The sequence below is a fragment of the Paraburkholderia dinghuensis genome (assembly GCF_003837865.1).
GTDB lineage: Bacteria > Pseudomonadota > Gammaproteobacteria > Burkholderiales > Burkholderiaceae > Paraburkholderia > Paraburkholderia dinghuensis.
In genome coordinates this window covers 15,977-32,221 of record NZ_RQIS01000014.1, presented here as the reverse complement: position 1 = coordinate 32,221, position 16,245 = coordinate 15,977, and the positions used below count along the sequence as shown (strand labels likewise).

Annotated in this window: 12 protein-coding genes and 1 pseudogene; 12 read left to right on the top strand and 1 reads right to left on the bottom strand. The window is 57.5% G+C overall.

Features of this window, described 5'->3' with window-relative positions; all coding sequences use genetic code 11:
• The first annotated feature begins 202 nt into the window (after positions 1-202).
• The 10 genes and pseudogenes from D1Y85_RS18790 to D1Y85_RS18745 all read left to right on the top strand — a co-directional run.
• On the top strand, positions 203-1,306 hold the full coding sequence (locus D1Y85_RS18790; protein WP_124152587.1) for a glycosyltransferase family 4 protein: 1,104 nt from the start codon (positions 203-205) through the stop codon (positions 1,304-1,306).
• Positions 1,294-2,511, top strand: a complete 1,218-nt coding sequence (locus D1Y85_RS18785) for a glycosyltransferase family 4 protein (RefSeq protein WP_124152586.1) — start codon at positions 1,294-1,296, stop codon at positions 2,509-2,511. Before D1Y85_RS18790 ends, D1Y85_RS18785 begins: the two co-directional genes overlap by 13 nt.
• Before the next feature lie 351 nt (positions 2,512-2,862).
• The gene (locus tag D1Y85_RS18780) at positions 2,863-4,014 is read left to right on the top strand and encodes a hypothetical protein (protein ID WP_246024973.1); all 1,152 of its coding nucleotides are present in this window, start codon (positions 2,863-2,865) and stop codon (positions 4,012-4,014) included.
• A 372-nt stretch (positions 4,015-4,386) separates the two neighbouring features.
• Positions 4,387-5,283 carry a glycosyltransferase family 2 protein gene (locus D1Y85_RS18775; RefSeq protein WP_124152585.1) on the top strand — a complete coding sequence of 299 codons (897 nt, stop codon included), beginning with the start codon at positions 4,387-4,389 and terminating at the stop codon, positions 5,281-5,283.
• A gap of 213 nt (positions 5,284-5,496) precedes the next feature.
• Complete coding sequence (locus D1Y85_RS18770) at positions 5,497-6,612, top strand: glycosyltransferase family 4 protein (RefSeq protein ID WP_124152584.1); 1,116 nt, start codon at positions 5,497-5,499, stop codon at positions 6,610-6,612.
• 24 nt (positions 6,613-6,636) lie between these two features.
• On the top strand, positions 6,637-7,713 hold the full coding sequence (locus tag D1Y85_RS18765) for a glycosyltransferase family 4 protein (protein ID WP_124152583.1): 1,077 nt from the start codon (positions 6,637-6,639) through the stop codon (positions 7,711-7,713).
• Positions 7,714-7,890: 177 nt separating this feature from the next.
• A complete protein-coding gene (locus D1Y85_RS18760) occupies positions 7,891-9,033 on the top strand; it encodes a GDSL-type esterase/lipase family protein (RefSeq protein WP_124152582.1) in 1,143 nt (380 codons plus the stop codon).
• Positions 9,034-9,409: 376 nt separating this feature from the next.
• Positions 9,410-10,237, top strand: a complete 828-nt coding sequence (locus tag D1Y85_RS18755; RefSeq protein WP_124152581.1) for a methyltransferase, TIGR04325 family — start codon at positions 9,410-9,412, stop codon at positions 10,235-10,237.
• A 572-nt stretch (positions 10,238-10,809) separates the two neighbouring features.
• The gene (locus D1Y85_RS18750) at positions 10,810-11,877 is read left to right on the top strand and encodes a glycosyltransferase (RefSeq protein ID WP_124152580.1); all 1,068 of its coding nucleotides are present in this window, start codon (positions 10,810-10,812) and stop codon (positions 11,875-11,877) included.
• Positions 11,878-11,998: 121 nt separating this feature from the next.
• Positions 11,999-12,386, top strand: a pseudogene (locus tag D1Y85_RS18745) (transposase); the annotation flags it as partial.
• Positions 12,387-12,490: 104 nt separating this feature from the next.
• On the opposite strand, the gene D1Y85_RS18735 reads toward D1Y85_RS18745, so the two are convergent.
• A complete protein-coding gene (locus D1Y85_RS18735; RefSeq protein WP_124152579.1) occupies positions 12,491-13,036 on the bottom strand; it encodes a glycosyltransferase in 546 nt (181 codons plus the stop codon).
• Between the two features lie 938 nt (positions 13,037-13,974).
• Here D1Y85_RS18735 and D1Y85_RS18730 point away from each other — a divergent pair.
• Both D1Y85_RS18730 and D1Y85_RS18725 read left to right on the top strand, forming a co-directional pair.
• Positions 13,975-14,889: a transcriptional regulator gene (locus tag D1Y85_RS18730; protein WP_124152578.1), complete on the top strand. Its 915-nt coding sequence runs from the start codon at positions 13,975-13,977 to the stop codon at positions 14,887-14,889.
• Positions 14,890-15,023: 134 nt separating this feature from the next.
• Positions 15,024-16,037, top strand: coding sequence for a cupin-like domain-containing protein (locus D1Y85_RS18725; protein ID WP_124152577.1), 1,014 nt, complete (start codon positions 15,024-15,026; stop codon positions 16,035-16,037).
• Positions 16,038-16,245 lie beyond the last annotated feature (208 nt).

Below are 16,245 nucleotides of genomic sequence, written 5' to 3'. Positions count from 1 at the left end.
ACAGCTCATCCGATTGTTCAGGGCCCGCCGTGTATGTGTAAATTCGCGCGGCATGCGCGAAGGCGAACATTCGCCGGGGCGGAACCCGGCCACACTCAACGTCATAGATGTTGCATCGCGTGACGTGTCGAATGCAGTCGTGTGTTGCAGCGGCTTCGTGCATTGATGACGGGCGGCCATGAGCGATGCCCAGGACCCCAGGATGAAACACGCGCATGCTCCCGGCCTGTTGATCAATGGCCGCTTTCTCGGCCGTCGTGCGACGGGTGTCGACCGCTTTGCGTTCGAGACCATTCGTGCGCTTGATCAATTGATTGAGCTGGGCGATCCGCTGGTCGCCGGATTGCGGACCGAACTCATCGTGCCCGAAGCGCTGGCCGGGATGCAAAATCCATTTCGACATGTCGGGCTGCGAGCGAGCGGCAGGGGCGGCGGTGTGCATTGGGAGCAGATCGTGTTACCGCAAGTCGCGCGCGGCCGGTTGCTGCTGAATCTCTGTAACTCCGGGCCGCTGTTGTACCGTCATCAGGTTACGGTGCTTCACGACGCGGCGCCCGCGCGTGTTCCCGACAGCTACAGCCGGTCCTTTGTGGCCTGGTATCGTTTGATGGCGCCGCGTATCGGCCGAGTGTCGCGCCGGGTGATAACCGTGTCGGAATTCTCGCGGCGCGAGTTGTGTGACGCCTACCGGATTCCGGCCGGAAAAATTGGCGTCGTACCGGAGAGTGGCGAGCACATGCTGCGCGTGCAGCAGGATGAAAGCGCGGTGGTCGCCACATTGAACGAACGTCCCTTTGTTCTTGCAGTGGGAAGCCTGAACCGGCACAAGAATTTCCAGCTTGTGGCTGAGGCTGCCCGACTGATCCGCGAGGCGCAATTCGACATCGTAGTGGTGGGCGGCGGCGATCCACGCGTATACGGGACGGACCAGGAGGCGTTACCCAAATTCGTGAAGCACCTCGGATATGTGAGTGATGGTGATCTGGCGACGTTGTATCGGCGCGCAGCATGCTTCGTCTATCCGTCGCGTTACGAGGGCTTCGGGCTGCCGCCGGTCGAGGCGCTCGCGCTTGGCTGCCCCGTCATTGCATCGCGGCTTCCGGCCGTGCAAGAGGCGTGCGGGGACGCTGCGCTTTACACCTCACCAGACGATCCCGCGGAGCTGGCGCGTTTGCTTGAGCAGATCACGAGCGATGTTGCGTTGCGTGCGAGTCTGCGCGAGCGCGGTCGCGCACGGACTGCGGAACTCACCTGGCGTGCTACCGCCACCAAATTGATCGGGGAGATCTCGCCGTGGCTAACGTAGCGCTTGCCTCAACGCTCGCGAACAACTCACACCGTTTCGGCCGTATCGCAGTCGTGCATGATTGGCTTGTCACCTATGCGGGTTCGGAGCGGGTAGTTGAGCAGATTCTTCAACTGTTTCCACAGGCTGATCTATTCAGCGTCGTCGATTTCTTCCCGGAGTCGCAGCGCGAGGTCCTGGGCGGAAAACACGCCACGACCTCGTTCATCCAGCATCTGCCGCGGGCGCGCACATCGTTTCGCAGCTATCTTCCGCTTATGCCGCTGGCGATCGAGCAGTTCGATCTCTCGCCCTATGACCTCGTTATTTCTTCAAGCCACGCCGTGGCCAAGGGTATTTTGACGGGCCCGAATCAGGTGCATGTGAGTTATATCCATTCCCCCATTCGCTATGCGTGGGATCTGCAGCACCAGTATCTGTGCGAAGCCGGACTGCAGCGTGGCGTCAAGAGCTGGATCGTGCGGGTGTTGCTCCATTACCTGCGCATCTGGGATCAGCGCACGGCACATGGCGTGGATGTCTTTGTCGCCAATTCGGCTTTTGTTGGGCGGCGTATCCGTAAAGCCTACGGCAGTGAGGCCACCGTGGTCTATCCGCCTGTCGCCGTCGAGCGGTTCCAATTGAGTGAGCGGCATGAGGACTTTTATTTGATTGCGTCTCGCATGGTGCCTTACAAGCGTATCCCGCTCATCGTCGAGGCATTTGCCGCGATGCCATCGCGACGTCTCGTGGTCATCGGTGACGGTCCGGATTTCACGCGCGCCAAGGCGTGCGCGACATCAAATGTGACTTTGCTCGGCTACCAGTCTGAGACGGTTTTGCTGGACTACATGCAGCGTGCGCGAGCGTTCGTCGTCGCCGCCGAAGAGGATTTTGGCATTTCGATGGTTGAGGCACAGGCCTGTGGCACTCCGGTCATCGCTTACGGTCGCGGCGGCTCCCGAGAGATCGTCGTGGATTCGCTGGATCCCGAGCGCGGCACGGGACTCTTTTTCGGCGAGCAGAGCGTGGCGTCTATCGTCGATGCAGTGGAGCGCTTTGAGCGGCAGCCGCCTCTCAAAGCGGAGGTATGTCGCCGCAATGCCATGCGCTTTACGGAGGAACGATTCAAACAAGAGTTTCTCGGCGTCGTTGAGCGCGCGATGGACGCCGACAGAGGGTTTGCTGATACGTTGCGTGTGGTCCGACGCTGGCATTCAGCCTGAAATGCCGCCATAACGGGATCGTTCACGAACGATTGTTGCTCGAACCGATGGGGGTTGAGGCACGTGGGACTGACGATATCTGGAGCGATAGTGCTCGTCACCGGACTGGTGGCACTCTATGCGTCGTATCGCTGGGTGATCTACGGAATGGCGGTCTTTTCGCTATTCGGATGTGCGCTCGCGCTCGGATTCGGCGGCATCGGCATTTTGCCGGCACAACTTTTCCTGGCATTCTTCGCTCTCCGCGCATTCAATCTTGCGGGCGGCAAGCGGCTCGCTGACGCGTTCGCGCTGGACAAACCCGGTTTCTGGCTGCTCTGCACCTGTGTATGGGGTATCGCGGGTGCCATCGTGCTGCCGCGTTTGCTGCGCGGTTCGACGCTCGTGTTCCCGGTCGACCGCAGTAACCCACAGGTGCTGCTGCAACCGCTTGGCCCTGTCTCCGGAAATCTTTCGCAGGCGCTCTATTGCGTTGGCGACGTCGTAGTGTATTGCAGCATGTACGCGTTCCTGAAATATCGCGGCGTGTACCGGACGCTCGCAAACGCGATGTTTTTGCTGACCTTTCTCGACGTGTTGGCGGGTCTTGTCGATATCGCTTCGCACGCGGCGGGCATCGATGTGCTTACTGTCGTCAAGACGGCGCAGTTCGCCGATTTAACTGGCGAGGAAATGGGCGGCCTGGTTCGCATCAGCGGCACGTTCAGTGAAACTTCTTCGTTTGCGGGTTTTACGCTGCCGCTCTTTGTCTTTTGCCTGAATCTCTGGCTGGTCGGCTATCGTTCGAGGCTTGCTGGTGCGCTTGCTGTCGCGTCCGGAACACTCTTGCTGCTGTCTACTTCGGGAACCGCTTATGTCGGCTTCGCGGGGTATCAGGCGGTACTGCTCTTTAGCCGCCCCGGTCTCATTGCGCGTGTCGCCACGGTACGCAGGCAACGCATGTGGGTTTTCATGGGTTGTGCCGGTGTGCTGGGAGCACTCTACGTGGTGCTCTTCCTGCCGGGGGTGGCGACGGCGCTTGGCGATTTCGTCGAGGTCTCGATACTGAGTAAGGCAGGGAGTTCGTCCGGCGTTGAGCGTATGACGTGGAATGCTCAGGGGGTAACGAATTTTCTGGATACTTACGGAATAGGCGTAGGGCTCGGTAGCATTCGCACCTCGAGCTTTCTGGTGCTGGTCCTGGCGAGCCTCGGGGTCGTGGGCGTGGTTTGCTACGGGATGTTCGTCGGCAAATCTTTACTGTTGCCGGTACCCACCCACTATCCATTCGCGGAACGTGCCATTTGCTACGCCGCGCGGCAAGGCATGATCGCAGGACTGATCGTTGCTTCGACTTCGGCCTCCGTGTTCGAACTTGGCGCGGGTTTCTACATTTTTGCGGCGGCCGCGGGCGCACTTTCACCGCGAATGCCTGGACGTGCGCCAGCACGTGTTCCGGGGCGTGAGCGATGGGCCGCGAGTGGAGGGATGAATAAAATTAACGCGTCATCCGAGATTCAGTAAAAGGCTCCAAAAAAAGTCCTGGTAGTTGAGCACGGAAGTTCCGCCGAATCACTCGTACTCACAGGACTCTGCCATGCCGGCTAACCAACTTCTGGCGTGGGACAGGGCGTAAATCGTTTTCAGCGTGCGCTGTAATGCACGCGTGAGGGCGGGGGATGCGTTCGGTAGGCCGCAGTGCGAGGCCTACCGTATCGATACCATGCGTTGCACATGCTGACCGGGGTTTCTTGCGGTACCTGCTTTCCTGTGCCGGATTTGGATACCGGTCGTCAGCTCCGGCAGTGGCTTTCCGGTTTCCGGAGAAACTTACAATGGCCGCCGAGGCGGGTGATCACTCTGAGCGCCAGTTCGCAAGCAACCATGGTCATGCAAATGAGTCAGCCTTCCACTGTCAAAGAACCGAAAATTTGCCTGATTTTCGCCACTCGGGGCCGCGCGGATATTCTCAAACAAGTCGTGGCCCGGGTCGACCTGCAAACGGTTACGCCAGACCTGACTATCGTTTCCTGTGTGTCGGAAGAGGACGTGGGCGACCTGCGGGACCGACCAGGAATGATCGTGGTCAAGGGGCGGCCAGGTCTCACGGCGCAACGTAACACGGCCTTGGATCACGTGCCATATGACTTCGATATCCTGATCTTCATCGACGATGATTTCCTGATGCACGACATGTGGATTTCGGAAATCCGCAAGGCCTTCGAAAGTGATCCTTCTATTGCCTGCGTCACCGGTACGGTGCTCGCGGACGGTATCCACGGGCCCGGCTACTCTTATGAAGAGGGACGGTCCATTCTGGCGAGGACGGACGATCTCCCGGAAAGGTTGATCGCAGTTCCAACCGGAGGTCCCTACGGCTGCAACATGGCGTTCCGGGCGCGCAGCATTGCCGGTCTTCGCTTTGATGAGCGCCTCGTGCTCTATGGCTGGCAGGAGGATCGTGATTTCGGAGGGCAGATCTGGAATCGGGGCGATCGTGTCGTTCGCATTAACACCGCACTTGGCGTGCATCTGGGAGTCAAGCGGGGAAGGGTGTCCGGATGTCGGCTCGGTTATTCGCAGGTTATCAATCCGTTCTACCTGGTGAAGAAGAAAACGATGCCGTTGCGCCCCGCGCTCAATCATGTCGTGCGCAATGTCGCCAGCAATATCGTGCGTAGTGTCGCGCCGGAGCCCTGGATCGACCGGCGCGGCCGTTTGAGAGGCAATCTGATTGGCCTCTGGGATTTTTGTCGAGGAAGGTTGACGCCTGAGCGACCGGAAAGACTATAAAACGGCGGGCGGGTGCACTGCGTGGTCGCTCGATCTGGCCTTACGGGACTCGCAGGATGCGCGCAGTTGTGCGCCTGGCCGTACACAGTCCTGGAGCCAGCGCGAACGACGTGTCCGTGCAAGCCGTACGCTACGCGGGCGTCGCCCGGCGGCAATCTGATCGATTTGCCGGATTTGGTGTGGGGAATGTCGACGTTTGAGTGCGGGAAAGCCATGAAATCGATCGCATCGAAGACGATAGCGTTCAACGGCAAGTTCTTCGGGGCGGCGCCGACGGGTGTGCACAGGGTAGCGGAGCAGCTCGTTGCTGCGACCGATGCGTTGATTGGTGCGCAGGTCGGTGACGGCGCCAATTATGCCGTCATTGCCCGAGATCGGGTCGCGATTCCGCCATACCGCAATATTTTGTGCGTTCGCGAGAATCCCTGGGTTCGCCGGATGCACAGGATCGCGTGGGAGCAGTTCTATCTGCCCCTTGCTCGCAGAAAGGACTTCATTCTCAATCTCTGCAATCTCGGGCCCTTGCTTCATCGGGATTCCGCGACGATGATTCACGATGCCCAGGTGTACTCCGCGCCCGAATCCTATTCGCTGCCGTTCCGGTTGTGGTACAGGTTTCAGTTCTTTTTTATCGGCAGACGGCACAGGATCATCTTTACCGTTTCGGAGTTTTCCAAAAGAGAGCTCGTACGGTATGGCGTCGCCAGTGCTAACAAGATCGTCGTCGTACACAATGGCTGCGACCATGTTTTGCAGATTCGGCCCGATGGTCGGCAGCTTGCGGTGTTGAGCCTCAAACCGCGTCGTTATGTTCTCGCGCTGGCGAATACCCAGAAGCACAAAAACATCGGTGTCCTGCTCAAGGCTTTCACTGGCGCAGAACTGAAGGACGTCGAACTCGTGCTGTTCGGTGGCGCGACGCAGGCCGATTTCCAGAATCTCGGATATTTCGTGCCTCCCAACGTGCGATTTGCCGGCCGGATCAGCGATCCCGAGCTTGTTGGGTTGATGATCAGCGCCGGGGCGCTTGCCTTTCCTTCAGTAACGGAAGGGTTTGGTTTGCCGCCACTGGAGGCAATGGCACTGGGTTGTCCGGTCGTGGCCGCGCCGTTCGGCGCACTTCCTGAAGTTTGCGGCGGGGCTGCGCTGTATGCGGACCCTTTCAGTCCGGACGCGTGGCGCCTGAATATTATAACGGCACTCGACGATGAAACCATGCGGCAATGCCTGATATCCGCCGGACTCCAGCGGGCTGGCGACTTTACATGGAAGCGAGCGGCGCGCCGCTTGTGTGAGGCCGTGAAAAACGCAAACGGCGAATTTGCTTGAAGAAAGAGCCATTCGAGGCACGCAATGTCTATCGATGTCGATTTCTCACTGGCCCTTAACGATCGCACCGGCAAGCTCTTTTTGGGGCAGGATATTATTTCGTCGCTCGGCAGTCGAGTCGCCAGGGTCCGGTACGGGCGATTTCACGAATTTCCGCACAACAATTTCGTGCGTCGTGTCGTGGGTCGCTTGACCCACAACGAAACGCTGGCGAGGGTATCCAGATCCAGGTTGATCACTTTTTTGCCGGTAATCCGTGATCCTCGCCCTACATTGCATCTCGACCCGCTCAGCGTTGTGCGTCACCGGTTAGAGCCGCGGGATATCGTCCTCTGCCATGATGTTGGACCGATCACGCACCCGCAATACTTTGCGCCGGGTGTGGATGCGTTGTACCTCCGTGCATATGACCAGATCCGACGCATAAAGCCTCACATCGTATTTGTCAGCAAGACGTCACAGACGGAATTTCAAAGGCTGTATGGGAAAGACTATGCATCCTCGAACGTCATCTATGTTCCGACGCGATTGGGGGTAAAGGAAGGATCGGCGCGTCGGGTGGACGGAATTATTCAGCCCTTTCTCCTGACGGTGGGGAGTCTCGGCAATCGCAAGAACCAGGCTCGTTGCATCGAGGCATTCTCGACAAGCGGGCTTGTGGAGAAAGGGTGGCGGTATGTCATTGTCGGTGGGCACGAGGCGGGCGCTGGTGCCGTTATCCAACTCGCGAAGCAGACGCCGGGCGTTGTGATGCCGGGATATACGACGGATGAAGAGCTTCGTTGGCTCTACCGCAATGCCTCCGGTTTTGTGCTGATGAGTCTTCTGGAAGGATTCGGAATGCCGGTTATCGAGGCGATAGAGCATGATTTACCATGCCTCGTCTCCAGTTCAGGCATTTTAAAGGAAGTCGGCGGCGAAGCCATGCTTGACGCCGATCCGCTTGATCCGGAATCGATCGCATCCGGTTTGGCGTCGCTGGCCGAAATGTCGCGTGAGGAGCGTACCCGGCGAATTTCCCAGGCGCGCGCACATCTCCAGACTTTTGCCAGGGAACCCATCCTCGCGAGCTGGAGAGAGTTGGTTGAGAGGGTTGGGTGAGTCACGGACTCGTACTCGACACGCCGGACCCGGGCAGCGGAGTTCATCGGGGTCGCAACCACGGCAGAAATGATGCCAGATTAAGGGCAGGCGAGGTGGCTAACGCCGTCATTGGGAAGCCGCGACTTCGGGTAGGAATACGTTCATTTTTGGCCCGATGCGACAGGGTGTTTGTCTATGGCTCGTTTGAATAAAGTGCTACTGGCAACTTTTTGCGGCGCACTGATCGCTGCAGGAGTGATTCTGTTCAGTCCGGGCGTGCCTCGCCTCTTGCGCGGTCCGTCCGCAACCGTCGAAGCTGCGTCGGAGGCGCAATCAGGCAGGATTCGATTCGCAGTGCTGGGAGACTCCGATAGCCAGTCCTACCACGACACGCTGATGCTAGGGGATCCGGGTGCGCGGGGAGGCCCCTGGCGCGCGACCACCTGGCAGTGGACCGAGGTTCTGGCTCGGCTGCGGGGCGATCAGATCGACCTCGGCGAATGGGGAGCGTGGGGAACCGGCAAATACCGCGCCTATTTTGACGAGGCGTTCGGTCGTCTCGCCCGCACGCCTCGCAAATACGACTATCGCTACAACTTTGCCATCAGCGGCTCTATCTGCAGCCAATTGATGGGGCATCCGCTGCGCCAGGCGATCCGGCTCGTCGATTTGATGGATACGGAACCACAAGCCTGGAGGGGCGGCATCGTGCTGATCCGGATTGGCGTCAACGATATCGGTGCGCACGACGTCCTTGACGAGTTGTCCCGTGATCGAAACGCATCGCGTCCCACAGCATTGATCAATGCCTGTGTCGGCGAAATCGGCAAAGCGGTCGCCCTGATCCGCATGCGCCACCCGGATACCAATGTCGTACTGGTGGGGGTGCTCAACAATGCGGACCAGTCGGTCGACTGGCAATCAGCCAGCGAGATAGCCAATATCGACGCCGGCATGGATCGCTTCGACAATGGCTTGCGCAAGCTGGCCGCGGCGGATCGCCATGTCTACTTTCTCGACGATCGCGCATGGTTCGAGAGCCTGTGGGGCAAGCGTGACGAACAAGGTCGTCCGCTGTACAAGACGGTGCATCTGTCACCTGGGTGGGCAATCACCAATACCTCCGGCGACGATCCTCACCACGCCGTCCTCTCCGATGGTCATGCCGGCGTCGTCTGGAATACCCTCTGGACACAGCATCTTGTCGCGTCCCTCGACGCCGCATTCGGACTACATCTCAAACCGATCACGGACGGCGAGGTCACTGGCTTTCTGAAACAGAGCTTTGCTGTAAGGGCGCAATCAGATCTGTCGCCGCTCACAACGTCGGCGAAATAGCGTGGCATGCGCGATGGCGAACACTCCCCGACGCGAAGATCGGCGACACTGCTGGTCATATGAATAACGTGGCGCGGTTTGTCGAATCCGGTCGGGCACCGTCGTGACATCGCCGGCCGACGCCGCCCGCTCATGAGCGATACGTTGGACTTCGTCGATGCAACATCGAGGCCGGAATTACCGCGTCGGAATTCTCGGGGAGCGCGCCGTGTGACGCTACCGGATTCAGGCCAGCAAAAGCGGCGTTGTGTCGGAGCAGTGTAGAACGCGTATCGCAGGTGCAACAGAATGGGAGTGGAGCGGCATTCACGCTGAACGGACATCCGTTCGTACTGTTCAGGACCAGCTATCACAACCGGGGTATCGGAGCGCATCAATGGAAGCACAGATCAGGCTGCGCGATATTCAAATCGTGTGGGCCGCGAAGGTCTTCCGACTTCTCGGCATGATAGGGTATGGCCGCGTTTTGATAGAGGGAATCGAACGCACCCGGTTCGGCGCCACGTTTTTTGGATGGATACTGGGATACAGACGTAGCTTCCGAACGCTTGACGAAGCCGAAAGAGCGGTGAGGCCATATTCGAAAGGCGGTCATGAAAATCCCGCCAGACTCGAACTCAGCCGCGTTGCAAAGCCCAGCGATTACGCCGCTTTCTATTATCTCCGCGACCGGCTGCCTTGCATCAAGAAAATATTCGACATGGGCGGAAGTGTCGGCAATCTCTACTATTGCTACATAGACTATGTACCTCTAGGAACGGATGCGGTCTGGACTGTTTATGATCTTCCGGAAAATATCCGGCTCGGGCGGACAATGGCAAGCGACAGCAACGTCGATAACCTTCAATTTACTGATGATCTGCAGAATGCCAATGGCGCTGATTTGCTCATTGTTAGCGGATCTCTTCATTATTTCGACAAGCCAATGCCGGAATTTGTTGGCAATCTGGCACAACGTCCAAAATATATTCTTATTAATCGGACCCCGCTGACGGAAGGTCCAGAATTCGCTGTCGTTCAAGACGCACGCCATATTCGTGTCGCTTGCAAGCTTTACAATCGTTCGAAACTCATCGCCGATTTCAATCGCCTGGGCTACAGAGTGGTGGGTGAATGGCACGCGGCAGAACTCCGTCTTGTCGTGGTGGATCGCCCCTCCTCGAGCGTAGTCGCCTATACAGGCCTATGGCTTGAACACTCGTAGCCGTCATTGCGTCGATCGGACGACGCCAGCGTAATCTGGATTGGAACCAGTCTGAATTAACCTTGGCCAGCCATGCGAAGAATCGCAGCGTCAGACGAGAAGATGGTAGGAATGTTGTTCTGCGCGGTTGAATATCGGCGGCTTGATATAGGCGTAAGACTTTTACGCGTTCCACGCGATTGGGAGCCTCGGCGCCAACGGGTCTGGTTGACCATCCTATATCAGACTGCAAGGCAGGCGCTCATGCATTCAAAGTCTAGAGCGATGCGCGCACGCGGTTCGTGCGCTCGGCCAAACTGGCCGCTGACGGGGCGCTTCATTGGGCAGGCTGCGCCTGCCCTCGTGGCGGGGCAGGCCCGCGAGTCGGCTGGGACTTTAGTGAATAAATTCTAAGGTGGCAATGCGAGCTACGCCACATATTCGCGCCGCCCGCTCGTGGTACAAGAATCTCCAGTCGCCGAGGTCACTGCGTATAAGGCATATACGGACGCGTGCGGTATCGCGATGCTGAGGATGCCCATTCGTTGCTTCCGCGCTTGCAAGACATCCATCTCGCTGCAGGAGATCGATTCATGAAGTCTGTATCCGTGGCAATGGCTACCTACAACGGTGGCCGATATCTGCTCGAGCAACTCCAAAGTCTCGCGTCACAAATTCGTCCGCCGGCGGAACTGGTCGTCACGGACGATGTCTCGACCGACGACACGTTGGCCATCCTTACCGAATTCTCCCATACTGCACCATTTCCGGTGCGCGTTTACGTGAATACGCAGAGACTCGGCTATCGCGCCAATTTCATGCGCGCCGCCAGTATGTGTAGTTCGGACATCATCGCGTTCTGCGACCAGGATGACGTATGGCGACCCGATAAACTCCAGCGCTGCGTGGACGTGCTCGAACGCACAGACGCCTTGCTGGTCTACCACAATGCGATTGTGACGGACAGCGCCCTGAGTCCCATCGGTACCCTCGCGAGGTTCGCGCTCGCCAACTCCTGCAACCCGCCGTTGAGTGTCGACCCCTTCATGGGCGTCTATGGCTTCACCCTCGTCTTCGACCGCCAGCTCGTACAGTTTTCGTCCCTATGGGATCGTTCTATCAATATAAAAGACGGCAATAATCCGATCGATCATGACCAGTGGTACTTTTTCCTCGCCCAAACCCTCGGCACGCTCGCCTACGTTGACGAACCTCTAGCGCAGTACCGACGGCACGAGTCTACGACGACGACGTCCGAATACGATTGGATCGGCAAGTCGCTTCTCTCACAGGCCCCGCATTTTATGTTCGAGTGCCTGGGTCGCTGGGAGCATCTTGCGCTCGGTTTCGAGCGACGCGCAGCAATCCTGAATGAGATTGCGCGAGAGCCCGCGATCCCCCACGCGGCCAGCGCACGGGCCGGGGCAGAAAAATATCAGGCGATTGCGCGCATTTACCGCGAACGCATTGAGCTATATAAGGATGACAGGATTGTTCATCGGTTCCGGCAGTTCATGGGCATTCTCACATCGGGTGGATACCGGTCTGGGGACGTATGGGCCAAGGGGCCCAAGAGCGGGATAAAAGATCTGATTCTCGGCGTACTGCGCGTCAGTCGGATCGTGCCCGCCGCCGCGAAGATCAAGCTGCGTGGATACTGAGTCGGCCCTGAAAAATTGGAAGCACATTGCGCAGCAAGGGTTTGACGCTGATAGTTGTTGATGGATTTGCAGCAACCTGGCAGATTATGGGTGGTTTCCTGCAAATTCTGTCGAGGTCTGGATGGGTCCGAAGACAGCGGTGAGCGAAGGCGATTTGCTTCGGCATCCTCTGCGTGAGCAGATCAACCTGAAGCATCGGCTGGTGCGTCTGGCCGATCTGATCAACTGGGACGGATTGAATGGGTCGATGAGCGCGAGCTTCGTCTCGCGCAAGGGTCTGCCGGCCACGTCACCGAGGCTGATTGCTGGCTTGTTGTATCTTCAGCATGCGTTCGACTTGTCGGACGAGGAAGTGGTCTGGCAATGGGTGGAGAACCCGTATCGGCAGGTCTTCACCGGCGAAAACATTTTTACAGACCGAGCCGCCGATCGATCCGTCGAGCCTGACGCGTTGGCGCACGCGCCTGGGTGAAGCCGGAGTTGAGGAGTTGCTGGCCGAGACGATCGAACGGCCTGTTTCAAGCCGCCAAGCGACGCGCTCGTGGCCACGCAAACCTCGAAACCATGCGCACCGTGCTGTTCCTGATCGTCGGCAAACTCAACTTCGCGTCGATCAATCCGCACGCCGCATAAGAAAGGAGTCCGTGCGTCGGCTGACGCATTTGGCCACGACGACGTCGTAGCCTTCCCTCCGCTTCGCTACCAATAGCTGCATGACGCCGGGCGGGTCCTGCAGATCGGTATCAAAAGGGATCACGATTGCGCCGCGCGCTTCGTCGAGTCCAGCCGAAAGCGCTGCCTCCTTGCCAAAACTGCGAGTCAGATCGACTACACGGATGCGACTATTTTCATTCGACATGCCTATCAGCATGCGGAGCGTTCCATCACGGCTGCCGTCGTTGACGCGGACGATTTCGAACTGGGTTCCATCGATCGCTTCGAGGGCAGGAATCACCGCGCTGAAAAATGCGGGGATCATCTCCTCCTCGTTATAGAACGGTACGACGAGCGACAGGAGGAAGGATTCGCCAATCCAGGGGGCCTCTGCTAGCGAAGAATTGGACCGGGCAGTAGTGTCACGCGCCCCTGCCGGCGCGGTTGGCACACCCCGCAGAAGCGTTTCCGGAACCAGAAAGTGAGGGCGGTCGACAAAGTCCATGGTTACCCCGGAACGATGCCGCGGTTGTCCGACTGGCGTAACGATCTCGTCGCAAGCTTCCTTCACGGCTAGCCCCAGCGGTCGGTCCAGTCAGGACTTGTCGCAAACCAAAGCGTCTGACCAGTGTGCGCTCATGCGTTCAAAGTCTGGAGTGATGCTGGAGCACGGTTTGTGCGCTCGGTCGCACTGCCGGCTGCCTCAGCGGCTCGCTTATGCCTGGTGGGCGCCGCGCCGTGGCAATATCTCTAGATGAAGTCGCCCGGTCACCGGCAGCCAGAACGTGAAACTGAGACGGGAATCATTCGGGCGACGCAATCGGAGGTGGATGTGCGGCGGGAAATTCAAGGCGACTGGACAATTTCGACCACACGTCAAGATAGACATGGATGTACGTCAACACACATTTGACCGGCAGACAGGGTAGTAGGCTACGAGCAATGCTGTCTGATCAACGCCGTGTGTCATGTTTGGTGCTAGCGCAGGTATTGCGTTAGCGAATATATTAGGCCGACTACGCTCAGACGGAAAATAAATTCAGGATTGCAGTAAATAATTAAAATTAAATTTCAATTCTCTGACTTTCCAGTCTAATCATGCATTGCACGCGAGTGGCTTGTTCGAGAGTCCAGGAGTCGTCGAACTGGCCACGCGGGTACTCGAAATGATGGTCGCGTCCGTGACTTCAAGCGTGGCTCCACAGATTAAAAGGCCAGTGTCATGCGATAGAGAGCGAGGCTGGGCGAATAGGGTTTAGCCTTGGCCAGCCATGCGAAAAATCGCAGCGTCAGCCGGGAAGAAGGCAGGAATGTGGTCTCGCACGGTTGACTATCGGTGGCTTGTTATAGTCGTAAGATTTCTACGCGTTCCACGCAATTGGGAGCCTCGGCGCCAACGGGTCTGGTTTTATAAACCCATATCAGACTGCAAGGAGCGATCGCATGGATATTTTCGCTGTTCCCCCCGTTCTTGACGCGACGTTGCCAGACAAATGGATCGATGCAGATCCTTCGGTGTTTAGAGAGAACTTTGAGCGGAAGAGTTTTGAGGTCTCGCATCACCTGGCGTCGCATCCGCTCTTTCAACTTCCCCAATTGATGGATTTGGCGGAGCGAACGCTGAGAACGCGTCCATCTGATCTCTACTACGATATGGGCGACGTCGCGCCTGGTCAAAAATGGAAAGATACGAACCGCGCTTTCTCACCGCTGAAAGCACTAGATAAGCTGGAAGAGTCCGACGCGTGGTTCATCTTCAGAAGCACGCAAAAGGATCCGGCCTACGCCGAGTTGTACAGGCACGCGGTAGCAGAGATCAAGGATATGGTGGGTGGCGATATCGATTCGAAGATCAGCAAGGAGGACATCATCATTTTCGTAACGTCACCGAAGCGGGTGGCGGCCTATCACATAGATCGTGAATGCAATTTCATTCTTCAAATCCACGGGGAAAAGGATTTGTACGTCTTTGATCGCGAAGATCGGCAGATACTGCCGGAAGTGGAAATCGAGCGGTTCTGGGCAATGGACAACAACGCGCCGAACTATCGACCAGAGCTGCAGGATCGGGCATGGGCGTACAAACTCGCACCCGGAAATGGCGTTCACGTTCCGGTCAACTGTCCCCATTGGTTGAAGAACGGCGACAATGTCTCGGTGACCCTGAGCGTAAATTTCCAGTTTGTTGACTCGATGCGTGCGGATATTTATCGGGCCAATCATTACCTCAGGAAGCTTGGCATCAATCCCAGCCCGCCTGGACGGAGCGCGGTGAGGGACCGGGTCAAGGCGATGGCGTATTCGACGGCGAGTGCCGCACGGCGAGCTGCCAGGTCGGCTTTGCAGCGGGGCCGCTAGTTTTCCGTGCTGGATATTCCGGTCGACGGCACGATCAAATGTCAACGCACATATGGGTGTTCGTCAACGTACATTGGGCCGGCAGGTGGGATAGTAGGCTATGAGCAACGGTCCCTAACCCAGGAAGGTGTGTCATGTTCGCGCCTAACGATGGTACTGAGGTAGCTAATACATCTCACCAGTCGCCATCGGGCGACAACCTGCTTGAGGCGTGCAAGAAAGAGTTTAAAAGTAGTTTTAATCTGCACCCGTTCAAATTCAATCATACATTGCATAGAAGTGGGCTATTCGATATTTCTCGAATCGGTGAACTCACCAGGCGAATGATGGAAAGAAATGGTGATTTCTGTGCCCTTGACTTCAAGCGTGGCTCGATAAGTACCAAATTCGGTGATGGCGCTGTTGACAGGAAAATCAACGCCGTGCCGTCGCGCGAGCGTCTCGATGAGACGATTGCCCGTCTCGGCGAAACCAGCACGTGGCTCAAGCTCACGCGCCCACAGGATTACGACGCCGAGTACGCTCAAGTTCTCGATGCGATTACGACCGAACTTGAAATCCTGTCTGATTTTCCGCTGCGCGAGGACATGACCTACGCAACGATGACATTGATACTCTCCTCGCCGAAGGTTGCGACACCCTTCCATATCGATCACGAATCAAACTTCCTCTTTCAGGTGCAGGGATCGAAGGACGTATGTCTTTTCCCGGCGACCGATCGCGAGCTGGTACCGGAGCAGGAGGTCGAAAGTTACTACACCGGCAATTTCGACGCTGCGCATTATCGCCGGGAATTTCAGGATCGCGGCACGATCTATCGGATTACGCCGGGCGACGTGGTGCATCACCCACCGCTAGCACCGCATTGGGTACAAAACGGTGACAACATCTCGGTGAGTATCAGCATCAACTACTGCATGAAATCGCTCGAGAAGCGAGCGAGGGTTTACCAGGCAAACTATTTTTTACGCAAGATGGGTTTAAAGCCCTTGCCTCCGGGGCTTTCGCCTTTGCGCGACAGCTTGAAGAGGAACGTGCTTTCGACGCTGGAACACCGTAATCCAAAGACGTTTTCGGAAGTTGTCCACACCCCGGTGAACAGGTTGAAATTGCCGCTGACTGCGGTTCGGCGGCTCGTCAAGCGCTGACCAGACAAACCATGTACGTCGGCTCCTGCCGCGTTTGCGACCTTGTCTCACCCAGTCCGGATTTATAACGGTGATACCTTCTGCCGATGCTCTGCTGACCGTTGATCCAGCCGTCTAGAAGACGGCGCTCAACAATACCCCGTTTAATTTCACGCACAATCTGCATCAGCTATCGCTGTTCCAGCCGGAGGCGTTAGCAGAGTTGGCA

Coding starts and splice junctions, on each gene's coding strand:
- D1Y85_RS18755 (WP_124152581.1), top strand. CDS start 9,410: ATGGAAGCACAGATCAGGCTGCGCGATATTCAAATCGTGTGGGCCGCG.
- D1Y85_RS18760 (WP_124152582.1), top strand. CDS start 7,891: ATGGCTCGTTTGAATAAAGTGCTACTGGCAACTTTTTGCGGCGCACTG.
- D1Y85_RS18735 (WP_124152579.1), bottom strand. CDS start 13,036: ATGGACTTTGTCGACCGCCCTCACTTTCTGGTTCCGGAAACGCTTCTG.
- D1Y85_RS18775 (WP_124152585.1), top strand. CDS start 4,387: ATGAGTCAGCCTTCCACTGTCAAAGAACCGAAAATTTGCCTGATTTTC.
- D1Y85_RS18790 (WP_124152587.1), top strand. CDS start 203: ATGAAACACGCGCATGCTCCCGGCCTGTTGATCAATGGCCGCTTTCTC.
- D1Y85_RS18750 (WP_124152580.1), top strand. CDS start 10,810: ATGAAGTCTGTATCCGTGGCAATGGCTACCTACAACGGTGGCCGATAT.
- D1Y85_RS18730 (WP_124152578.1), top strand. CDS start 13,975: ATGGATATTTTCGCTGTTCCCCCCGTTCTTGACGCGACGTTGCCAGAC.
- D1Y85_RS18765 (WP_124152583.1), top strand. CDS start 6,637: ATGTCTATCGATGTCGATTTCTCACTGGCCCTTAACGATCGCACCGGC.
- D1Y85_RS18725 (WP_124152577.1), top strand. CDS start 15,024: ATGTTCGCGCCTAACGATGGTACTGAGGTAGCTAATACATCTCACCAG.
- D1Y85_RS18770 (WP_124152584.1), top strand. CDS start 5,497: ATGAAATCGATCGCATCGAAGACGATAGCGTTCAACGGCAAGTTCTTC.